The organism is Haloarcula hispanica ATCC 33960, assembly GCF_000223905.1.
Taxonomy (GTDB): Archaea; Halobacteriota; Halobacteria; order Halobacteriales; family Haloarculaceae; genus Haloarcula; species Haloarcula hispanica.
This window is the reverse complement of the sequence record NC_015943.1, coordinates 166,356-188,738: the sequence shown is the minus strand read 5'-3', so window position 1 is coordinate 188,738 and position 22,383 is coordinate 166,356. Positions and strand designations below refer to the sequence as shown.

The following is a 22,383-nucleotide window of genomic DNA, read 5'->3' as shown; positions in this document are numbered from 1 at the left end:
GGGTTGCGGTGGTTTCTGGACTTAGCCGCTGACTGACCGCGACCCCGCGCCGGGCCTGTTAGAGGCAGGTCCCACGACGGCGCGAGTGTGTATTCATAGCTGACGAGCGACTGGTATCTAAACCCCCCTTGGACTTCCGGGGTAGGAGCGTGTTGCTGAGATAAGCGGTTTCTAGCAGTCCTCAGACAGCGTGGTCGGCGAGTTCGTGGATCCAGTCGGGAGGCGTGGGTTACGTTTAAACACCAGATAGTCCTCATACGAATAATGGCTGAAATATTAGTTTTCACGCTCCTCGCCGCTGTTGCCGCTGTTTATCCTGTACTTCCACGGTACAAACAGCTGAGAGTTCGCTATAATCTATGGACCAAAGGGCGTCTGCTGTTTATTGCGAGTTTGATTCTCCTGATTCTCCTCTCCTATGCAGTCTCAGTGTATCTCCAGAGTATTGAACAAAAGTCTATTGAGGTGTCATATTTGATGGGGAGTATCACAATTACTCCGCTACTCGTTGAATACACTCAGTTGGGTGCAGTCGTCGGAATTGTCGCTCTTTTTTCGGTTGTTTTCCTCAAGTCCAATGTCCGTATTCAGAACGAAGAGAATCTGTTAGAGATACTCCGTAATTTGCAAAGCCAAGAAAACTACTCTACACTTACAAACCTCATAGAAGACAAATATCGGCCATTAGTAAATCATCCTCCTGCTCCAGAAAACCCAGAGAATCTGGCAGCGTCGTTCAAACGGGCACATAGAGAAGACTACGAACCGGTTGAAGGATGGAGGAAACTAGCTCGTGAGAAGAAGCGTTTAGTTAATTATTACCTTGGACGGATCGGATATAGATTGAAAGAGACAGCAGAGAGGTCATCGGAGTACACGAATGCTCTCTTGCTTGATTCAGATTTTTCCAAGCAATACCCAAGTGTTGCCACCGAACTAGGATTAAGAATATTGCGTGACGACTCGCTGAACGGGCGTCCGAGGAAAAAAGTTGTACATCGTTATTTAAGGGAATTGCTGAAAGTCGAGAACAGTTTGCTGTACCGCGATCTTGAACAGAACACCAATCAAGACGGGTTGTATCGGTACGATTTGGAGGAGCAAAATCGTCTATTATATGCATTATTCTCTGATTTCAATAGGGCAGTCGAATTAGACGTTTACAAGCCAGTCGGCGATAAAACTAAAGAAATTATTCGAGATCAGCGGAGAGAGGAGATTGATAGGTATAACGATCAGCGCCTAACGAACACAGATATTTCGGACGAGTATATTTTCAGTGATCCAGTTTTTCTCGGCGTTCAATATTTTGACGTGTTGGTGACGGAAGCATTTCATCAGAAGATCGACTGGCATGTGTGGCTCTCATATTATGAGTCGTTCACTCGTGAAATATGTCGGAATTACGAAATAAACGAATATAGTGACCCAGATGCAGAGTGGCCGAATGACTACTCCCGGCTCTTGTATGAGATGATCAGTAACATGCGGGACTGGATTAAGATGATGGATGAATACCTCAAACCGGACGTTGACAGTGGCGTCAGTGGACCTCCCTACCACCTAGATGTTGTTCCGGAAGATGTGGATGGAACACCTTCCAATAGCGAATCGCATGTTGATGATGCCGCTGGTGGAGAGGACGATTCCGATGAATCCGATGACGAAGACAAGCAAGAGGAGTACGGTGACCACGTTCGATTAGGGCGAATGAGTACAGGTAGGGGTCAGAGGAATATTCCGGAGATGACAGTGATTATCCTGTTCTCGTGCCATGAGAAAATTCTGTCAACGTCCGAGATTCCGCTACAGTTCAAAGCCTACATTACGAAGATTGTGTTCATGTGTCTGTTAGACCTCCGAGAATACGAGCAAGGGTCACTTCAGTGGGAGTACAGCGAGTTTATGCTGTATTGTCTTGAAGATAACCTAACTGGTAGGGCTTCAAAAGCGTCGTATCGAGAAGTCCTGAAGCAGGTTTATCAGGGCGAGTATGGTGGCCAGTCTGAATACGGTGTTCGACACGAAGTCCACGTCAAAGACACACAGATGACGGGTCTTGTGGATGCTTTAGATGATATCATCTAACTCGTAGAGACACTGTTCGAGGAATATCCACGCCGCCACAACTGGCAAAGTCCGGACCCACTTGAGGTTGGTCACGCAATCAGCGTCCAACACAGGGCGCCAGACACTCTTGGAGCGCTACCAGATAATCTCGAAACGTATCGCAGCTATCCGAACCCGCGAGCAGATATGTCTGAGCGACGCTGGGATATTGCAAAGAACCCATACAGGTGATGGCACTCTACCTCGCCACTCCTTGGCACCGCCTCTACAGTCTCAGTTTCCCATCAATTGAGCTCAACCCAAAATGACCAAGACGGACTACTCCTCTTCCGGGATGAAATCAGTGAGTGTCGTTGGTTCGGGCTCTGCTTCCATTTCGTTTTCAAGTGACTGTGGATCAGGAGCGGGGAAAACCATTTCAGGCTCATCTGCCGTGACCCCATCAAGCACTGATCGCATCTCATCGAACGCGTCGCACGAACCAGTCCCAGTAACGTGACACCACCCACGAGTCCGAGTCATCGCGACAAAGGCCTGATTGCGTCGCCGGACCAGTGATTGCCCACTAGAGACATTGTCGACATGCTCTAACCCAGAAATATAGACCATTGCCGCTTCGTTCCCTTTCGCACGGTTGATCCGAGTAACGGTTACTTCATCGTCGACCGCGAACACGCTCGATTCACCGTCCCACACTCGGTTGAAGACGATATCATCAGCCGTGGCTTCATCGAGACGATCCGTCGGCTCATCCGCATTCTCCTGTGTTTCTCGATCCAAGAGAATGACCATGATCTGCTCTGGGTCAAGCCCGTGAGCCGTAATATCCTGTGAGATACTCTCAGCAATCAGTTCTATTTCCTCGCGTTTCGTCTCAGCAGCGGAGAAGCGGACGAATGGACGAGCCTCTTCGTGTTCGCTCAGCGGATGTGGCGAATTCTCTTCAGGGCGACGAATTCGGACATCCTCGCCTGTGCGGCGGAAGTCACCATCAACGACCTCGTATCCGAGATTTTCCCAGCCGGGCTTTGTTGTGATCGCTTGCACGGCACCCTGCTCTCGTTTCAGTCCCATTCCAAAGTAGTGGGCCGCCATGAGAACCTCTCGCGGTGAGCGGTACGCTTTCCGCATTATCTGGGACTTCTGGATACCACCCTCATATGACCCGCTCAGATCAACAAGCAACTCGCCATCGTCGTTAGTCCCGAAGATATTCTCGGATCGAGGTGCCGTGAGTGAGTTCAGGCTCTGGGCCTCATCATACGCCCAGACAAGCCGTTTGGGCTCGCGAAGTGCTTCGCGACACATTTTGAAGAAATTCGGGAGGAAATCTTGGGCCTCGTCGATCAAGACCGCATCGAACATCGTGGGGACTTCTCCCGATTCGATAAGAGAGCCACAGCAGGAATCAAGCAAGTCCGGTGTTTTTTCGAATCGGCCAAACCGAGCACGAGCGTCGCCGACGTTGAGGAATTCGTGTGTTTGCGTGTTCTGTGAAAGAACATAGTACATCCCATCAAGCACTGTGTGGCCACCCCAGCCGTGGAGCAGTCGCAATTTGTTCCAGTTTGGCTCTTCCTCTGCGAAATGCCAGTAGAAGCGAGAAATAAGACTCTGGATCTGGGGATAGAGACTCTTGGTCATAAACGTGACCGCAATATCCCACTCTGGATGTTTTGCGTGCATCCGGGCTGCCTTCATCGCCATCAGAATGGTTTTGCCAGAGCCTGCAATACCCCGGATTCGCTGAGGGCCAGGGGGAATCTGAATCCCGATCTCCTCCTGTTTTTGATCAAGCTTCGGGAGGCGCTGTTCAACTGTATCATAGAACTCTCCTTTGGTAGTTGGATCTGGTGGTGCAGCAGTTCCCTCGTTGCCGATGACGGTTCCACCACCGAGGACTGACCGAGCAGCACGGAATTCCTCACTGGAGAGTGCCTCCATCTTCGGTGTCTTGTTTAACTGGTCACGAAGTGACTGGGGTGAAAGGTCGTCTGAGGTGAGTACCCGCGGTGTCGACGGGAGTTCATCATACCCGCATTCGGTCCACTCCTCACGCGAGATGTTGGGGAGCGCAATGAACACGTTCACTGGAATCTTACACCGGCCCATCTCGTCAGTGAGTTCGCTTTCCCGAGCGAAATACGACCGAATCTTAAACGCCTGATCCCGGGCTTGTGGATGAGGTTTCGCCTTCGACTGGGTTAGTCCCTGGAGATTCCATACCTGTCCTTGGATTGTATCAATGTGGTCAATCTGGTAGCCTTTACACTCGATAACAATGAGCCCCAGCTCTTGATGCAGAACCACAAAATCAGGTTCTCGAACATAGTCCTCACCGCTCTTGTCGATGACTGGATACTTGTAGTAGGCTATACCCAGATCGTCCGCTCCGAACGCGCTTTTGATTGCATCCCAGACCGGCAACTCAGCCTCACTACCTCTCTGCCCTGTATCGACTTCGGTCGGTATGAAATCCACAGTAATACGTCTATATATACACGGTAAAAAGTTGCCATGAAATGTATAAAAAATGCTATTTCATTACCGTACGAATTCCAGTAAGACTAGATATGACTACAGTGAGTACAGGAGAGCACTAGTAGTGTGGTGAGTTACGCTTGATTACCTCCAAGCGACTAACAGGCTGTGAAATGCTTCACAAACTCAGTATCCTTCTTGACTGGTGAATTGATCCGAGAATCAGCGGTTAGATCTGGTTGAGTTCAAATCAATGCAAGTGGATCTCTTGCCGGAGCCGGTTTATATCGTGGGCCAGTCGCTACTCTACTGGATTTCAGCAAATTCCGTCGATAAAAGGTGTGGTGTGGGAAAATAGGCGCTACTCCGCGATCGTTCTCTTATCTTAGCACCTATCCGAATTCAATCTCCGGGTCTGGCTCATCCAAGACTTCTGCTGCTACATCCTCTGTAACAGCCAAGTTGTACCCCTTTTTTGCGAGGGTTTCGGCTGCATATGCAAGTCCGCTCAGATCAATCTGCCACATTTCATCTTCGGAATCCCATTGTCTGTGAGTCTCACTCCAGTCCAAATCTTTGAGTGCGCCTTTAGCTCTGTATGGGCAGGTGACATAGACTTTATTACCGTACTCGGTACTGTGGGGTTCGCAAAAACATATGATTGAGTCGATCTGTGGAACTCGTGAGACGATATCTATCTTCCTCATCGCCATCTATAGCTGCCCTACGTGTGGCATCTTTTGATTATTGTAGAGATGCGATTGGAGGGGCTCACTGTTTGTAGATCGCGATTGTTCGTTCCGCTCAGGCTCTTCAAAGATTCCGTTGAGACCGGTCTCCGCACAAAACGTTCCAATTGCCTCTTTTCTCCTATCATCAAAATCCTGGCTTAGTTTCGATAGGAGCCACTGTACCGCGTGCAACGTGCGCTCAGAATACTCACTCATATTGATCTCAACATGACGAGCTTCCCCCAATACTGTTCTTTCTATCTTCGCTCTTGCGAGGTAGATTGTTGATAGCGAGAGCTGCAGCTGAAAGTCGAAGAGGGCAAGGGCACCGCGCCAGCGGTGCCCGATATGTTCCCACTACGCCGGTTCGTGTCGGAATCGGCTGCAGCGGACCTGCTCCAACAGGTTCGCTGGCGTGATGGCGTTGAGTGCCCCCGCTGCCGTTCTGACCTGACGGTCAGAAACGGCAGCTATCGGGTGTATCAGCGGTATTTGTGTAAGAATTGCGGTCGGACGTTCAACGACAAGACCGACACGATCTTCGCTCACTCGAAACTAAAGCTCAAAGAGTGGTACTTTACGATTTACGTGTTCTTACGGTTTAACACGAGCATTCGGCAGATTGAGGCCGAACTCAATCTTTCGTACAGAACAGTGAGACTGCGCGTCGAGCGCTTCGCCAAGGCGCTCGACGCGCCTTCGATCACGCTGTCTGGGCCGGTCGAAATCGACGAAGTGTACGTCTCTGCTGGGAAGAAAGGCCGCGAGCGCGACCGAGAGTCGCGCTCGCGTGGCCTGTCCACGCGTGGGCGAGGATCGTACGCCGGCGATAAGCCGCCGGTGTTTACGTTGGTCGATCGTGGCTCGGACGATCGGTACGTCGTGCCAGCGAAATCCGCCGACGAATCGACAATTCGACTCCTGCTCGAAAATCACGACGAGGAGTCACTGACTGTCTACACAGACGGATTTCGGGCGTACGAACCGCTCGAAGAAGACGACGCATTCACCCGCAAATACGTCGTCCACGGCGACGGAGAATACGCTGACGGCGACATCCACGTCAACACCTGCGAGAGCCACGCGTCGCTGACGCGACGGTGGCTCTCGCCCCACCGAGGAGTGTCAAAAGACAAGCTAACGCCGTATCTTAGAGCCTTTCAGCTCCGCCGCGAACTCTACAGAAAACCAGGTGAAGAAGCGCTCAAACTTGCTCTCAACGCCGTCCTCTGAAAATCAACAACGTGCTTCACAAGAGCGTTCTATCTTTGTTGCTTCTCTTTTTATTAGCTCATCATCCCGCTTCGTTTCAAGCCTGAAATCATCGTTTGTAGTCGTGCGATTATTTGTTTCAAGAACCATATATTTCTCTAAAGTATACAGCTGTTCGGTAAGTATACCCAGTTGGATTATTGTCTGACTGAACTGCTCACCTTCGGTTATGTAATTAAGAACTTTAGAGAATTGGGGCTTCGCTTCCAACGTGTTCTTTTGATAGCTGAATGAGACGGGATCGACTTGCTCACTCATTTTTATACTTGCTATTTATAGAACTGTAGTTACAATAAATGTTTGCCATGTTCCGAGATAATATCTAATATGATAATCTTGGCGCGGCCATTATTAACACTACACTCACGATTTCTAAGTGCTAAATTTATAGATCGCAGCTACCAGTTTTTCTAACTGAAATAAGATGGAAACGTTAAAATAAGACATAGCGGACACTACTCGTAATAAATCCGGATCTACAATCTAGATCTTATAATTGATAGCAGACGTAAGAAGTAGAGCAAAATATTTTTCGTATAAAATGATAATACGACATATACATGAAAACCACTCAAGATAATGCAGTGTTAATGTAGCATCCTTGTTATAATGACACTATCCAATCTTCCAATCGGGATTGACCTCGGCACTACCAACAGTGTCGTCGCAACCGTCTCCGACGGCGGATTTGAGGTTGTCCCAAATGCGCGTGGAGACAAGAAAACGCCCTCAGTCGTCAGCTACGATCAAGACTCCCAGAGTGTGTTTGCCGGCAGGCAGGCCGATAATCGAGCCATTCACCATCCTGAGAAGACGGTCAAATCAGTCAAGCGCCACATGGGGACAGACGAAACGTTCTCACTTGGACCAGATCAATATCATCCCGAAGAAATCAGTGGCCTCATCCTCAAGAAACTCATTGAAGACGCCGGAAATGAACTGAATCGACCCCTCTCTAACGCCGTCATTACCGTCCCAGCATATTTTTCAGATGCACAGCGCCGCGCTACCAAACGAGCCGGGGAAATTGCTGGGATCGATGTCGACCGCGTGCTTCCAGAGCCGACAGCCGCCTGTCTCGCCTATGGACTCCAATCTACAGCCGGAAAGCGGGTCCTCGTTTACGACCTTGGCGGTGGCACCTTCGACTGCTCGGCCGTGAAGATCGATGACGGTGTCATTGAAACTTTAGGCGTCGACGGAGCGACTGATCTTGGGGGCGACGACTACGATAGTCTCATAGTTAATTGGGTTGCTGATACCATTGCAGACGAATACGGGAGTCCTCCTGCTCTTAATAATCCGAAGGTTAATCAGCGACTATTCGGAGCAGCGAAAGAAGTCAAACACGAGTTATCGAGCCGAACATCGGCAATTCATCAACTCCCCTTCCTTGAACTTCAGAATGGGGACACCATTGATTATGAGTTGAACATAACCCGGGGAGAATTTGCTGAGATCACTGCCGGCCCAACTCAAGAAACAATCGACATCATGAACGGATTCCTCAACGACCTTGGACTCACCCCCAGTCAATTCGACGACGTCCTCTTGGTTGGCGGAGCTACTCGGATACCCGCCATCAGGTCTGCCGTCGAGCAGTTCTTCGGGCAGGAGCCTCGGACAGACCTCAACCCAGACCAGATCGTTGCGTTAGGGGCCGCTACACAGGCAGCCATCTTGAATGACATCGAAGTTCCAGCAGTTTCTACCACAAATATTGTTCCATCTACCGAAGTATCCCAAGGGGAAGCCGCTATCAACGAGGGTTCAAACCCAATCCTTATTGATGCACTGCCCCGGACACTTGGCGTTGAGCTTCAGGAGCCAAAAACGAACGATACCTACTTCCAACCGCTCATACAAAGCGGGGAGTCAATCCCAGCACGTGCTGAAATCAACGTCACCCCTGTTCGAGCACACCAAACTAAAACGAGGTTCACAATCTACCAGGGGGACGAAGGGACACTCGAAGGAAACGACGAAATCGGCGAACTCGTTCTTGGCCCGTACCCGCCGAAAGAATTAGACGAGTACAGCCAGCGTGCCACTATGGAGATCGATTCTGACGGAATTATCACTTTCACTGCCGTTTCACTTGATGCAGATGTATCGGACACGACCGAAATCGAAACTCGATTTAATAGAGAAGAAGAGACGCTCGGGGGCACGAATCCTGACCTTCCCGCTCTTCACCGATAGCTATCGATGGACAGTAATACAGCGCGTAACGTACTTGACCTCCCGCAGAATAGGTATCTCGATGACGACGATATCCAAAAGGCATTCAGGGAGAAATCAAAAGAATACCACCCGGATACGTCAGATCTGCCAAACGCTCGCAAGAAGTTTCTGGAAGTGAAAAAAGCACGCAAGGTTCTTCTCGCCGCTGAAACATCCAAATCATCACAATCCAACTCATCCACAACTCAGGGTGGCAATACCCAGTCAACCAGCCCCACCGGTAACGCTACGGACGCTCACAACTCGTCACCAAACTCTCGATCGGAGTCAAGGACGGAGAGTAAATCGCAAGCCACCCAGTCAAGCTGGCAAAACGAAACCCACGGCCAGACACGTAATCGGGAAGTCAGTAACGACTGGCGTACTAACAGAGCAGGTAGCTCAACGGGTAACCAAGAGTCTGCGAGTGACAAAGAACAGCATCAACGAAAGCAAACCAGCTCTGAGACGAAAGCGGAAACAGAATCTGGTGAGAAGACTGTTGACGACAGGACAAAGATACATCAACAGGCTTGGGAAGAGTTCACAAGCTGGGAGCCATTTTATGGCTTCAGGGGAGGGGGCTACCTTGGCGTCAAAGCGTTTCCAAAACGACCTCCTAGTCGGTCAAGGATTCTCCATCTCTTTGCAGTTATAGTTGGCTGTATCGCTACTGCGTTTCTCAGTAGGGGGCAGTACAACGCGCTGAGTGATTCAACTGCTGCATCAAGAGTCATTGAACCGGACATATCGCTACGTTTGTCGTTCACTATCCCATCGGTACTAGCTATCACAGGAACGTTTCGGAAAATAAAAGTCCTCTGGCGATTTCTCCGTCTCCCCCGAGTCTTTTTATCTATTCTAGGAGGAGTCGCAGCACCGATTACTGTCCAAAGTGTAGTGACAGACCTTTCAGTACCAACAGCCACTCTAGTTGCAGCCGCTGGGTCAGGGGGGCTGATGAGTGTTCTTGCAGTGAGTCGATATCCAAATAAGGACCAAGATATCCCAACTGTTGACGAATGGCTGAATATCTCACCGACCCTGACGTGGCTCCCCGGCGGTGTCTTCTTTCTACTAGCACTGCACACGCCGGTTTACATGGCTTCCCAGTCCTTCCATCTACTATACTATGGATCATTCAAATTCTATTTCGTCTTGATTGGTCCATCTCTCGCTCTGGCCTACACATACACAAGACTCATAGGGGGCAGAGAGGTCCCAACAGGAACTACGTTAGTCTCGATGATGGTTATCGGTCTAGTCGTTCACTTCCCATGGTTCGAGCCTATCATGCCTGGCTATCTACTGTCTGAGGGAGGTTACTATGCCGTCTCAAACGGGATCAGACCCCGTGGTATCCTACTAACTATCTTAGCACTGAGCTGGCACTTCCTCTTCGCAGCAATTGTCGAAGTACTATTCATGGGATGGGATGTCGGCTGGCACAAAATCCCATCTAAACAACAGATTCCATATACTGTCTGGAGCGCACTTACTGGCGCTGGAGTCGGTGTCATCATCTGGGCTATGTGGCCCACATATCAAGCGCCAGTGGCATATCCATTCGCTCACCAGTATCTCATCGGTGGGGTAGCGATATTCGCATATGTATACGGTATTATAATCGACCCCATCACCGATTAACCTGCTGCGTTGAATAGCGATCTAATCGGTGGTTATCACGGGTTAGAAGGACGAAGCCGAGGAAATCTGCTGTGTTGAATAGCGGGATCTTCGTGTTCGGTCGCAATTTGATTCGTCTTGTGAGCTGCTGACAGTGGTGGATTCAAGACCAGCATAGCTTCACCACGGTTCAGAGACCGCTATCAACACGGCGCTTAACAGGATGTCTGAACTAATTCAGGGTATGTACCAGCCTATGTTGCCGCTATATCTAAAACCGAGGCATATATTTTGATACTGATTTCATAGTAGTTCCGCGCATCTCCGGGGGTTCCAACCGGCCTGTTGCAGCCACTATTGATACTGGTCGGTGTCCGCGCTGTCACCCTTTAGGGATCGCAAGAGTGAGTAAAAACACTCCAACAACAGTCAAAATATACGATTTTAACCGTTGCCCATCGTATAGTGTGTGGTCCTCACCGGATCCGGGATAGATCAACCAAGAGGACGCAAGAATCACTAGACACCCCACAGTATATACTCCAAGGTCAAGGGTTGAGATATTTCGAAACTCCAGAATAACGCCGGTGATGAATGTGCCTACTGCGAGTATCGCGACGTCTTTAGCTACAGATTTGACATTAGGTTTCGACATAAATGAATCACTGCATGAAATGTTACATTTTAATATCAAATACAGACTCTTGTATATATCGACTCAGTGTTCATAGAGCTCAGAGCGGGCCAGACAGCCTCGGCTTTGGCACGTACACACGCAACCATCCTGCATACGTGAAAGAGCGCGTTGAGGCGCATCAGTCTCTAGCAGCCGGCGTCGTGGGCAACGTTAGGCGAGCCCGCCACATCGCTCGCGAGTACCACGGCTGGGATCTACCAGACGAAAGTGAGCTCCGTCACCAAGCGATGGAGGGCGATGCGTGATGTCTAGTGACTCGTCTCAGTATATGACCTGCAGAACCGACGAGTGCGACGCGCCGATCTTCGACGCCGAGCGCATCGCGTCTGTCGACGGAGCGTACGGGCCCTGCATGGCTGTCGGGCGTCACGCCGGCGTCTGTTCCAGCGGTCATCTCTCTGTCCGGGACGTCGCTGAGGCCTGAGTCCCCGTCGGCCGCGTACTCGCCCGTATTTTGTGTCCCCCCGAGAGGGCGAGGGGTTTCCCGAACATGAGCACTGAACAGCAGTCCGTCGACGAACAGTCTCCAAGCACCAAAGCCGACGACCGACCGGACATTCGTTCCCAGCACCAACGAGCACAGACGAGTGGCGAAGTTTTTGCGGGTCGTTCCCGTGGTGGGCAATGAGTTCCCAGATAGTCAGTGAATGTCTCTGTCGACGTATCCCATCTTGATAGGTTGATTTACACACGAACTCTCATTCGATTCGTGGTCACTGGGGGTCAGTACACCGGCTCATGAGACGACCAGCCACTAGAAAGCAACAGGCAGATGGATATGTGTCGATAAAAAATAACGACTCTGAATGACCGCCCTCCGTTCCCTCCAGAACCGAATCCGATCAAGTCGGGAAGGAGGAGTTCCGGCACCATTGTGCTACGTCTGCCGCATAAAGGATGCTAGTCAGTTTCCGTGACTCTGTGTGGTCATCTGGATACAGGTATTCGGAGCCTCTGGTGATTCCCTCGCCCGCACCGCCTCTCGGAGCCACTGCCGACGTGGCTGAGAGGTCCTGGGCCGTGTTGTCGGTCACGGATGACCCTGACTGGGAGTCGTCGTAACGGTCGCCGACTTTGGCTCAGAGCCACGGAGGACTGCGATTGTGTCAGAGTTCTAGGTCGCGCCAATGCCGTCGCCGACGATGTTGAGTTTCCCGATGCCTTCGACCCGGTATTCGGCTGGTGGGTCTTCGCCCATGTTGAGGTAGATGTCCCGTATCTGGGCCATCAAGTGTGACATAATCACGTCGGCGAATTCCTCTTCGTAATCGAACCCATCGGCGAATTCCAGTTCCGGCATCGCGAAGATGAGTTCCTTGTTGGGATAGGATGGCAGTGGGCCAGTGCGATGTTCGCTGCCGTCGGTGAGTTTGTAGTGGATACCCACATCTGAAACGTCGAGTACCTCGCCGTCATTGAAGTGCACTATCACATTGATGATGATAGACTCTTCGTTGACGGGACTATCGTCGATGTACTGCATCGGGTCTCGAAGGGCGTCGTAGTACTCCCGGAAGTCGTTGAGGAACTCTTCCATGGGATAGTTGCTGAACGCTTCGATGCCGGCCTTGATGTGGTCTGGCCGCCACATCGGGCTCAGGATATCCGCGTCCGGGAACTCCTGTTGGGCGGCGAACCGTGCTCGAGCCTCGACCTGGGTCATTATTCGTTGTTCTTCGTCTGTTCGGTCTTCGCGTTTGTGTGGATAGTCGCCAGTTCCGTGTTCCCACACTTGCCCGTCCCAGGACATGGTCACTGCATGGCGGTTCCCCCGTTCGTCAAACACTTCCACACCACAATCCTCCTCGTCATGACCGATGATGTTAGTATCCATATTCATTCGAATTTCGTGGTTTTGTCGGCGTTCCCGTCACCAGCACCACCAGATTGGACTCCACCGGTAACGGCATCGTATCCAATTTTGACGTCACTGGCCCACATATCAGCTTTGGTGGTGACGGTATCGACAGTGTCGTTGAATCGAGTGCGGACGCCGTCGGGCAGGCGCTTGGCGAGACCGCCGCCGTATCGCTCGACGCCTTTCTGGGTGGCCCAGCCTGCAGCGCCGCCAACGACTGTGCCGACTGTCTTTGCCGACGACGGATTTGAGCGCTTCGGCCGCCAGACTCTGGCCCACAGAGCCGTCCTCGTGTTTGCTGTTGTGTTCTAGGTTGCACCAATGCCGTCGTCGAAATCGAATACGAGCGAGAAGTATCTAGTTGAATATATTCATTCGTGATTTCATCATCTTTTCAGCTACTATGCGTAAATACATTTCTTCAGACACAATGTACCCGTCTGGAGTCTGTCGATATTTGTAGAAGTAATGTGATTGTAAACGCATATATTTCCGGAAACACTAAGTCGGTATGAAATACAAATTGATCGTTAGGATACATAATCAACATGCGACAGAATTTCGTTATTTAATGACACTGTCGCGTAATCAGAGATTCTCTTATCCAAGAGTATGACAGCGTATCAAGTTTCGTGGTCGGAAATGTCCGCTTATTCCTTTTCTTTGCTAATGATAGCTGGTCTGATATATGTTGGTGAGACAGCATTGGCAATGTTATATATTTCAGCAATAGCTGTTGGGTTATGCTTGTACGTTATGAGAACAAGATATATGCAATGAGTCAAGATTCGTTTTCAAGAGCCACCAACAGCCCAATCAACCGTTTTGTCGACAGACGAAACCGCTTCGTTACATCTCTGTATCAGGTCGAGCATCCAGACGTTTTCGTCAAAATGTAGTTGAAATATTGTACCGGCCAGTCTGGTGACGGTACTACCCCTCAATTTTGTGTCCCCCCGAGAGAGTGAGGGGTTTCCCGAACATGAGTACCGAACAGCAGTCCGTCGACGAACAGTCTCCAAGCACCGAAGCCGACGACCAACCAGACATTCGTACCCAGCACCGGCAGGCACAGACGAGTGGCGAAGTTTTTGCGGGGCGTCCTCACGGTGAGCGATGATACCCTAGATTGTTACCGGTTCCAAACAGCGGCAGTGTGTGTCCAGAAGTCCTATCTCGATAGGGTGATCTACGATCCGATCACCTGGGGAAGAAACACAGTCACTCACTCTGTTCATGATGTACATCGGCCAGTATAGAGAGCTATCCATCGCCTCTACAGATAGGTAAGGCGAGTGCCTTGGGGATTTACCCCGAGGTTCTTTACCTGAATTGAGAGAATTCCTTTACGGATTCATTTTCGATCGTCGCAGCTGCACCGGGAGTGAGCGTCAGCAAACTCCACAAGATATTGGTGGATTTCTTCCGCCAAGTCGTGCATTGCCATGGCGAAGTCTCGACCGGGCCGGTCGATGTCATAGTAGAAGCGTGCCCGATGTTCCGAGCGGAAGGCTTCGATCCGACCAGCGACGTCCTCGTCGGAGAAGACGTTTCGCACTGCGATGTCGTCGAATACTTCCTCGTGTTTAATGTAATCTGCTGACTCCGCCGCCGTCATCTCTACAAGGTAGAACTGGAACGAGCGCTCGATGGCGTTGAACGACAGTTCGACGATGCTCACGTAGTTGTTCGTTCCCTGCCGAAGCTGCCGGCACGTCCCCAGCATGGCACAGGCCTTCCCGAGTTGGATGTCAGCGTCGTCGTCAGCCCGCTGCCAGGAGAGCGAGTCCTGTGCCGGCCCGGTTTGGTCATCCTCTAGCAACTGTTCGGCGTGTTCGAGTGCGGCGACGACTTCATTCAGACCCATTTCCAAACACCTCCTGTTTTATCGCGTTGAGTGCTGGCGACTCTCGGAGCGTCAGCCCTTCGGCAAGAATGTTGCCGATCTGGTCGTGGTTCGCGGCCGACTCGCGGGGTTCGACGACGATATGGGCCTCGTACCGATCGCCGTCAAATTCCTCGTCGGCGATCTCCTGTTCGATGGTGTGGGCCTCACGCTGTGCCTGCATTCGGTCGCCCTCGACAACGACGAACAGGTCGATGTCGCTCGTTCGATCAGCGCTCCCTCGTGCGACGCTGCCGAAGAGGACGACGCCGATTTCGTCGGTAACCCGTTCTTCTAGTCTACTCAGAATTGCTCTGACTGGTGCGTGATACGCTGCTTGTGGAATGGTCGTCACTGGATCATCGGCCTTGACAAGCATTGCTGAATCCATCTGAACAGCATTCGCCCGGCCAGATCGGTCGACGGTAATCACGCCAAGTGCTTCGAGCGTATCGACGGCGGCATTCACGCTACTCAGTCCTTTTCCCGTCACCCGGTGGAGCTCTCGATTCGTGAACCTTCGATCTGGGTTGTCGACGAGGATATGGAGGATATCAGCAGTTGCCCCATATCGGAAAGCGTCGGGCTCACCGAGCGGGATGGGGAGCCGAACGTAAGATCCCTCTTTCGGATTCTCACTTTGAACTGCGTCACCATTCATGGCTGGTCTAATGGTTCAAAGGGCCAAAAATCTTGATACTGAAGAGATACAGAGTTCTCGGAGCTGTCTCGACCTATTGCATCGGCGACGCAGCTGCCGAATCGACGAGCGAGTACTTTCGGTCTCGACTCGTCCTCTCCGCCTCGAGGAGGTTGTACTGCGTCATTTTGGAGAGGTACGTCCGGACGGTCCGTTTCGTCCGTGGGTCGTCTCGGTGGCGTGAGAGTCGAAGAGAATTGCGAGCCGGACCGGATGCTCCCGAAGGACAGCTTGGAGGCCGTCGAGATTAAGGGTGGTCTCAGTCGTGGTCGAGTCCGCGTATCTCACTACTCGAAACGCGCGATTGGAGACGAGAGGGACACGACTCCACTCGCGCTGGCAGTCGGTCCCTCTCAGCGTGGGGCAGACGGCCGGGCGAAACAGAGGTATACCTGATTACGGTGTCATGGAACAGTTCATAGGGTAGTTTGTTTCACCACTCTTGAGAGAGAACTACCTTCTCAGTAAGTATGCGGACTAATTAGTATGGCAACTCGGGTCATCAATTGGACACTCAGCGTTATGCGCGTAAAATGATGTTCTCTGGTCCCGCCGTACTTGAGCTATGACACCTACACAGCCGTCTCTATCTTCTGTCTTGAAGTTATTCCACTCTCCATCTTGATGACGGACCATTACCGTTAAGGGTGCATCTGGCCAGACACAATCGATGATAATCCAACCAGGGTCTACCGTCAGTTCACGAGTCTCCGTATGAACTATTTCACCAGTATCAGTGTGTTCTATCCGTAATTCCACTGGAACCACAGTAGATCCTGTGTTTACCAAACTGAATTCCTGCATCGTCGCATACCCCTTACTGCCAGTAGAGGAACAGCCCGTCAGAAAGCCGATTCCCCCACCTGCAGTAACACGAAGGAACTGCCGCCGCTTCATGACTTAGCCCTCCGGCGACTCCGGTAAGTGCTTTGCCTGTACTGACCGTTTGTTGGGAGAGTCATGAGTGGTGTGGGGAACGTTGTATGGCACCCTCGGATGCCTGATGGATAGCAGCGTGGGGCTGGCAGGCGGGCTGAGAGCGCGAGAGACGAGTGTGTGTCAGCGTGGGACTGACGGCCGGGCAGATACGGGTGGCTGGCTGGTGTGACGCCTGACCGCCGGGCAGCCGCCGCTGGGCGGCACGCTCGCTCTTGCCGGAGCCGGTGCGTAGACCGAAGGCGGACAGAGAGGGTACAGGTGGCGTGTGTCTCGTGTGTGGCGGGCAGGAGGTTCTGGAACTGCTGGGGATGGAGGCGAGTCCTGTGGCACTCGTGACGATGGCGTGGGAGGCGACGGTTCGGACGGCGGGACTCGTGGGACTGCTGTGGGCGGGACTGCTGGCTTCGACGGGACTGCTGGGACCTACGGCACTACTCCGAACAGCATCGCGACGGCGGACTCGGTGTCGGCCCAGCAGCTCTTGAAAGCCCCACGCCGCTGGCGGTCGCTCAGCGACATATCCTCACTACGTTCGGATAGGGGCCGCTGACCCGACTACAACAAGCGCCAGCGGCGTGCCCCTTTCAGTCCCACCCGACTGCTACGGCACAACACAGCAGAATCGAACGCACGCGTCGGAGTCGCGCGCGATCCGGCTGAGGAACCCGCGCGGCCGGCGCTCCCTCGCCGGAACGAGGACGGGCACTGCGTGCCCTGTGTTCCGGGCTGCTCACTTCGTTGCGCTGCCGGGCTTTCACCCATCCGGCACTCGCTTGGCCGCGCGGGATGCTGGCTCACCGCAACCGCACACGATGGGACCGCCCGCCGGGGTGTCAACCACCTACGGTCTTTATATACTATTCTCTCTTGAAACGCGAAACACAAGACGCCGCTTAGAAACCACTCAGACACCCGAATATTGCACTTGAAACAATCCAAATGGTCCGTTATCTTTAAGTAGTCGGCACCCATGCCTTTACGTACGGAAAGACACGACGCACGCGGCGCTGGCAGGGCAGTTTCACGCCGCAGAAATCGGGTGCGGGAACACCCGACAAGTGTCTTTCCGTACGAGCTATGAAAGACAATGTACGCTAGCAATTCCAGCGGTAAGAAAGCATCGGCAAGCAACCAGACGGTTTCCCTTTCGGCCCACGTCGACGGTGGCCCCGAACAGCTTCTAGAGGCGGTTGCAGAGACCGAACACGGCGACGAACTCGATTTCAGGATGAATCGAGGTAGCGATAGCCGTGGCAACTTCTACGCCCGGCAGGAGGAGGCATATGATTGGACCCGCTCGACCGAGGTTGGTCCGGACCGGCGCTTTGGCGAAACGCTGGAACAGCAGGAAGAACGCCACGGGCGCGAAGCCGAGCAAGCCCGACACTCCGAGGTCGCACGCGCCCACGTCGACGGTGCCGACCGCGAAGCCTCGGCTCGCCAGCTCACCGACGCCGAAACCGGACGGGCTGACGGGTTCCGCTCTCCGGCTGACCCTCGGCAGTGGATGGACCGCGACACGCTGGCGCGAGTCAACCAGCAGGCCGCGACGCTGGCAGACAAAACCAGTCTGTCGCAGGCGGCGGCGAGCCGCCGACTTGCGGCCCTTGTGTCCGGGCAGATGGGCGACTGTAACAGCCTGTATGAGGCTTCCTTTACTGTCTTGGACGAGGCCCAGAACGAACTGGCAACTCCCACGCCTATCGCGGATGTCTCGCCCTACGGCTACGAGTGTACGGTCGAGGGCGAAGTGACCCACATCATCGCGGAGCCAGACGCCCGCAATCAGTATCAGGTCCTCTATATCGAGGACGACGAGGGAACGAGCGCGAAGGTCACGGTCTGGGGCAAGTCCATGCATGGCGGCGAGATGGTGCGCACGCTCCACGAGGGCGACCGGGTGCGAATCTCCGGGGGCAAGCCCGACGACTACAACGGTATCAAGACGGTGGCCGTCACGAGCGACACGCTCATGTGCATCATCGAGCGCGGCGACGGTCCCGCGCCCACCGGACACGGGGGCGGCTCGTTCGGTTCGTCCGGCGATAGTCGAACGGCGGCGTCGTGGGAAGCAGAATCAGACACCCATCAGTGGGCCAACGAGCGGGATTCTGACCGCGCGGTCGCCGTGACGCTCGGGAAGGCCCGCTGTCCTGAACCCGGATGTTCGGACCTGTTCGACACTGAGCATGGGGCCGCCACTCATCAGGGCATGGTCCACTCAGACGACGAGGCTGAGAACGAAGGTGATGGGCCGGTGACGGTCTTCACCTCGACCTACCGGGATGTGAAGAACGGACAGACGGCCGACTGACGCCCGACACCGGGGGCGTTCCCCATCGAGCGGGGGGCTTCCTCAGGCGGTGCGACGGTGCTCGCGCACGCGGCCTCGCCGCCGCCTCCGGCACAGCGGGCGGCGGCGAGACAACCGCGCGCACGGACTGGCACGCCACCGCACCAGCGCGTCAACGTGGGTCAGTCTGGTGGGGGCTGTGAGAGAGCCGATGTTCTGGTGTGTGTGTGAGCGTGGGCCAGCCGGCCCGGGAGAAACCGGGCTGGGTGGTTGGTGGGTCGCGACAGCGCGCGACGCCACCGACAGACTCCCGCTGGTCGTCTGTCGAGCCCTCGTTCGCTGTCGCTCACGAGGACGACGGGACGCTCCGCTCGGCGCTATCGCGCGCCTCGCGGCGGTCCATCGTGCCTGCGGTAGCGGGCGCGATCCCGGCCTGCCGCCGGGAAGTGGACGGGAACCGATCTTTCGCTAGTCCGTCTGCAGCGTGTGGCCCTTACTGGAGTCAAGTATCTGAGATAGCGGCGGGAAGAGCATCTCATAGAATAGTTCTCAGGCCTATCTGTCCGAGTATTGTCAAGATTGCGTGCAAGATCAAGGCTCACAGCCAGCACAAGATGGAAGTAAACGCAAACAGTTGATTGGTGAAGTATATTCGCGGCGATCAGTCAAGAAAGAGTAAATACTGATCCAATTGGCTTCTATTTCCAAACTACTACGAAAACATCGAAGACCTCTATCGGGAGAATATCTACCGATTTGTGATATAGCTAAATTCGGAACAGACGTTCAAGTTTTTCTTGGACCTCTTCCATCTTCTGCGGCGGAACTTTTCCGAGACGCCACGAATCCGAATCATCGCCCTCCGGTCTCACTCGCCCCTCAAATGATACAGTGGTTATCAAATTCAGAATAGCTACTGAGTCACTGTCTAGCCCATCAATTGTTCCAGGAAGTCTGACTTCACGAGAGAAGCTCTGTTTGTCACGCGATGAAACTGGGGCAACGACCACTGCCCTGTCATCGGAATTCGTATATTGGACTACAACTGCTGGATGAGGGTCCTCAAATTCGCCCGGCTCGGAGTCTTCAGAAGGTGTAAAGTCAACGTGAATGAGGTCCCCGTATTCTGGGAAACTCAATTGCTAATCACCTCTGCACCCATTTCGGAGACGCGTTTAACCATTTCCTCATCTAGCGACTGCTCGTCATCCTCTCCGTTTCCCCCCGACTCTAGTTTCTCCATATCCTCTATTTCTGGGTCCAATCCTACTGACTCTCTCCTCTCTGCCAGAGAGTTGAGCTCGGCTTTCCATGAGCCGTTCCGGTATTTTTTCGCATTCGTCTCAACCTTGGGACGAAGCTCATCAACATTCTCTCCCCTCATCGTCTCAAGAGAGATTTCTTGGCCCACGAAGTCCCAGACTGTGTTATAGAACTTCCGAATAGCATTATTAATAAAGGCTTGCTGGCTCGATGATAGTTCCTCTTCTGCGTCAGCTTCTGAAATAATACTGGTCAGCAACTTCCGGTATTCTTCAAGCGGCTCTAGAGTGTGTTCCAAGGAGTCAAGCTTCGCTATTTCCTCACTCACCGGAAGGAACTTCTTGTCCAGTTCATAATAGAACTCTGTCGAGTTCTGATGCCAATCTTTCCCGCCCCCAATTGCATCAAGTGTTTGTTGGAGGCGTGCGCTGGCCTTATATAAATCAGTAAATCGAGTGGCATACTCATCTTTTGGCGCATACTCATCGTAGAAGTCTACCAAGTAGACTTTCGTCTCCTCTGTAGTCACGATTCTATCAAATTCGTCGTCAAGTTCTCTCAGGAAATAGTACGCAAATGCTTCTGTCGAAAGATGGTCTTTGCTCGGCAGTCTACTTTCCTCTAAGTGTGCGATGTCATCTCCCGGCTGTGGACCTAACGCTACTCCGGTGTCTGTGGTAACATCCTCAGGGGCAGGACCGTATTTGAACCAGCCGAAAGTTAGCCCCAAGTCGCGGTCCTCGTTAACAATATACTGGAGCTTGTTCAGACGGATCTTATCGAGATAGATTTCGTCTTCAGTAAATCGCCCCTCCTGTTTACCGAGATAGAGTGCATACTGGATTCCCTCTTTTATATCCAAAAGAAGGGATTCCTCGTCTCCGGGGGTGAGCATATGTCTACACCTTAGCACCGAATCACTTTATCTCTTTCATCGTATTTCTTAGCCGGATATGGATGCTTCAGGGTCTCCAACCCATATTATTCTCTTTGTATAAGGGCTCGGCGGTTGGCAGGTATCAACATCAGATAGCCGCACATCAGGTGAAGTTATATATTGAGTACGGGGTGTGCCTACTAGTGGATACTGAATTTCGGGGTTCGACAGGCTTCTATTTCCGACGCTATCTGTTGCTGCATAGAAGCTCTATATCTTGCACTGGCTTTCATACACTCTCTATCTCAATACTTCCTCAGCCAGGGTGCGCCAAAGTAAATCAGCTGTGCATATTTCTATGACCCTCTCTCGAAAAGTACGCGACAAGCTCAGACCCGACCATGTGGTTGTGCTCGGAATCAGCGACGAGCGTGGGGATGCCAACCTGCTCTAACCCACATTAATCGGTTTGACCCCGCTCGTGTTGGTTAGCTGTTTTCTGGGCCCGGTGTCCCGGACAGTACTTGATTCAATTTTGTGTGGCCGCAGGCAGGTGGCGGCCAGACAGGGCCGCCGGGAGGTGATTTCTCAAATGGGAGACGTCCAGTGTCCACGCTGTGAGGAAGTCTTCAATACCCGGTACAACCCCGTGCGGTTTCGCGCCGGGTCCTTCTACGACCCAGAGCGCGATGAAGAGTACGAGCAGGTCTGTGAGGACTGCCATCGAGAACTGACAGACAAGTAAATCAGTCGTCTACTCCCCAATTTTTTCTCGTACTGGATCGGGTATCGTTCCGAGTTCCATCTTCAGGAGGCGTTCTGCTTCATCAGTGTGGGTATCCTCTTCGATCAGGAAGGCTTCGACGGTTTCCCGATCACTGTGATACTGGATTGCTGTCTCGTATCCATACCGGGTGTTTACGCCTGGTGCTGAGCCGTGCTTGACACGCACCAGAAACTCGCGATCCTCCCATGTTTTGATTTTCACTGACCGCGGTGCATCGAGTTCTTGCCGGGCGATGTCGATCACTTCGTCGACGACCGGCCCAATCGCTTCGATACTCGGAATCTGGCGCTGGTCGGATGGCTGTTGCTCTGGAGAAAGGTGTGGCTGTGACATGAGAACGGTGCGATGCACACTTGTCCGTCATCGCTCAAAAAGCTCCGGGTTGGGCTGGCTCCAGCTGGCACACGTCGAGGTCCTGATTCCACGAGTCCCGGATGTATCGCAGGCGTGGGTCTGTCGGCCGGGGCGCAACTGGGCTGGATGGCTGGTGGAGTGTCCCAGCGCGCGACGCCACTGACAGACTCGCGATGCTCGTCTGTCCTGTCCTCGTTCACTCTCGCTCACTCGGACGACGGGGCGCTGCGCTCGGCGCGGTCGCGCGCCTCACGCCGGTCCACTCGTGCCTGCAGTAGCGGGCGCGATCCCCGCCGGGAATCGGACAGTCCCCCGGCTGAATGCCGC

Annotated in this window: 16 protein-coding genes and 1 pseudogene; 7 read left to right on the top strand and 10 right to left on the bottom strand. The window is 53.0% G+C overall.

Annotation, left to right across the window (positions count from 1 at the left end; translation table 11 throughout):
- Nucleotides 1-264: 264 nt before the first annotated feature.
- Entirely contained in the window at nt 265-2,088 is a 1,824-nt protein-coding gene (locus HAH_RS16040) for a hypothetical protein (RefSeq protein ID WP_014030752.1), read from the top strand.
- A gap of 300 nt (nt 2,089-2,388) precedes the next feature.
- On the opposite strand, the gene HAH_RS16035 is transcribed toward HAH_RS16040, so the two are convergent.
- Nucleotides 2,389-4,551: an NERD domain-containing protein gene (locus HAH_RS16035; protein ID WP_014030751.1), complete on the bottom strand. Its 2,163-nt coding sequence runs from the start codon at nt 4,549-4,551 to the stop codon at nt 2,389-2,391.
- Between the two features lie 392 nt (nt 4,552-4,943).
- Complete coding sequence (locus tag HAH_RS16030; protein ID WP_023842955.1) at nt 4,944-5,264, bottom strand: hypothetical protein; 321 nt, start codon at nt 5,262-5,264, stop codon at nt 4,944-4,946.
- Between the two features lie 366 nt (nt 5,265-5,630).
- On the opposite strand from HAH_RS16030, the gene HAH_RS16025 reads away from it, so the two are divergent.
- A complete protein-coding gene (locus HAH_RS16025; protein ID WP_014030749.1) occupies nt 5,631-6,515 on the top strand; it encodes an IS1595 family transposase in 885 nt (294 codons plus the stop codon).
- Nucleotides 6,516-6,518: 3 nt separating this feature from the next.
- On the opposite strand, the gene HAH_RS16020 is transcribed toward HAH_RS16025, so the two are convergent.
- Nucleotides 6,519-6,812, bottom strand: a complete 294-nt coding sequence (locus tag HAH_RS16020) for a hypothetical protein (protein WP_023842957.1) — start codon at nt 6,810-6,812, stop codon at nt 6,519-6,521.
- A 351-nt stretch (nt 6,813-7,163) separates the two neighbouring features.
- Here HAH_RS16020 and HAH_RS16015 point away from each other — a divergent pair, with 351 nt between their 5' ends.
- The 3 genes from HAH_RS16015 to HAH_RS20050 all read left to right on the top strand — a co-directional run bounded on the left by HAH_RS16015 (nt 7,164) and on the right by HAH_RS20050 (nt 11,524).
- Nucleotides 7,164-8,756, top strand: a complete 1,593-nt coding sequence (locus HAH_RS16015; RefSeq protein ID WP_014030747.1) for an Hsp70 family protein — start codon at nt 7,164-7,166, stop codon at nt 8,754-8,756.
- Nucleotides 8,757-8,762: 6 nt separating this feature from the next.
- Nucleotides 8,763-10,424: a DnaJ domain-containing protein gene (locus tag HAH_RS19315; RefSeq protein WP_014030746.1), complete on the top strand. Its 1,662-nt coding sequence runs from the start codon at nt 8,763-8,765 to the stop codon at nt 10,422-10,424.
- A gap of 944 nt (nt 10,425-11,368) precedes the next feature.
- Entirely contained in the window at nt 11,369-11,524 is a 156-nt protein-coding gene (locus tag HAH_RS20050; protein ID WP_169313213.1) for a hypothetical protein, read from the top strand.
- 690 nt (nt 11,525-12,214) lie between these two features.
- Here HAH_RS20050 and HAH_RS16005 read toward each other — a convergent pair.
- From HAH_RS16005 to HAH_RS19295, 4 genes and pseudogenes are all read right to left on the bottom strand, one after another.
- Nucleotides 12,215-12,934 (bottom strand): hypothetical protein, encoded by a 720-nt coding sequence (locus HAH_RS16005; RefSeq protein WP_023842961.1) that lies wholly within the window; start codon nt 12,932-12,934, stop codon nt 12,215-12,217.
- A 1,378-nt stretch (nt 12,935-14,312) separates the two neighbouring features.
- Nucleotides 14,313-14,825: a hypothetical protein gene (locus HAH_RS15995; protein WP_014030740.1), complete on the bottom strand. Its 513-nt coding sequence runs from the start codon at nt 14,823-14,825 to the stop codon at nt 14,313-14,315.
- Nucleotides 14,812-15,504, bottom strand: a complete 693-nt coding sequence (locus HAH_RS15990; RefSeq protein ID WP_014030739.1) for a nucleotidyltransferase domain-containing protein — start codon at nt 15,502-15,504, stop codon at nt 14,812-14,814. Before HAH_RS15990 ends, HAH_RS15995 begins: the two co-directional genes overlap by 14 nt.
- Nucleotides 15,505-15,577: 73 nt before the next feature.
- A pseudogene (locus HAH_RS19295) lies at nt 15,578-15,727 on the bottom strand (AAA family ATPase); the annotation flags it as partial.
- A 1,842-nt stretch (nt 15,728-17,569) separates the two neighbouring features.
- Between HAH_RS19295 and HAH_RS15985 the strand changes: the two are divergent.
- Nucleotides 17,570-18,796 carry an SOSS complex subunit B family protein gene (locus HAH_RS15985; protein WP_014030737.1) on the top strand — a complete coding sequence of 409 codons (1,227 nt, stop codon included), beginning with the start codon at nt 17,570-17,572 and terminating at the stop codon, nt 18,794-18,796.
- Nucleotides 18,797-19,542: 746 nt separating this feature from the next.
- Here HAH_RS15985 and HAH_RS19290 read toward each other — a convergent pair.
- Together HAH_RS19290 and HAH_RS15980 are read right to left on the bottom strand one after the other, a co-directional pair.
- Nucleotides 19,543-19,914 (bottom strand): type II toxin-antitoxin system PemK/MazF family toxin, encoded by a 372-nt coding sequence (locus tag HAH_RS19290; RefSeq protein WP_008313532.1) that lies wholly within the window; start codon nt 19,912-19,914, stop codon nt 19,543-19,545.
- Entirely contained in the window at nt 19,911-20,933 is a 1,023-nt protein-coding gene (locus tag HAH_RS15980) for a hypothetical protein (RefSeq protein ID WP_014030736.1), read from the bottom strand. The genes HAH_RS19290 and HAH_RS15980 overlap by 4 nt, the downstream gene beginning before the upstream one ends.
- Before the next feature lie 574 nt (nt 20,934-21,507).
- On the opposite strand from HAH_RS15980, the gene HAH_RS19735 reads away from it, so the two are divergent.
- On the top strand, nt 21,508-21,660 hold the full coding sequence (locus HAH_RS19735) for a hypothetical protein (protein WP_023842963.1): 153 nt from the start codon (nt 21,508-21,510) through the stop codon (nt 21,658-21,660).
- Between the two features lie 9 nt (nt 21,661-21,669).
- Here the strand turns inward: HAH_RS19735 and HAH_RS15975 are convergent, their stop codons facing one another.
- Nucleotides 21,670-22,035, bottom strand: coding sequence for a hypothetical protein (locus HAH_RS15975; RefSeq protein WP_174878672.1), 366 nt, complete (start codon nt 22,033-22,035; stop codon nt 21,670-21,672).
- Between the last annotated feature and the right edge of the window lie 348 nt (nt 22,036-22,383).